The sequence below is a fragment of the Salmonella sp. SAL4457 genome (assembly GCF_046548235.1).
In the GTDB taxonomy this organism is placed as follows: Bacteria; Pseudomonadota; Gammaproteobacteria; order Enterobacterales; family Enterobacteriaceae; genus Salmonella; species Salmonella enterica.
Window position 1 is genome coordinate 1 of the sequence record NZ_JBGDZO010000477.1, and the last position, 273, is coordinate 273.

The 273-nt window shown below is 70.3% G+C and carries 1 protein-coding gene; it reads right to left on the reverse strand.

Annotated features, from left to right (window positions below; translation table 11 throughout):
• A partial coding sequence (locus ACLJNW_RS25125) for a hypothetical protein (RefSeq protein WP_410961346.1) occupies positions 1-273 on the reverse strand: 273 nt, incomplete at both ends.

Sequence of the window (273 nt, forward strand, 5' to 3'; positions counted from 1 at the left end):
GCATTGCTGCTCGGCAGGACGGTGGGGTCGGCAGCACCCACGACGTGGAGCACCGGCACGCTGATCGGGTACTTCATCCGACGCGCGAACCTGATGCCGTCGGGACGCGGGATGGAGCGCAGCGCCCTGCGGTGGTACTCCACCGCGCAGTGGGCGGTGTTGAGCAGCATCATCGCCGACCGGTACGTGTTCTCGGTCTCCTTGTCCGGCCAGCTGTCGGTGGCCGAGCCGGCATGCAGGAACCCGGCCACCCCGGCCGCCCGGTCCTCGAGC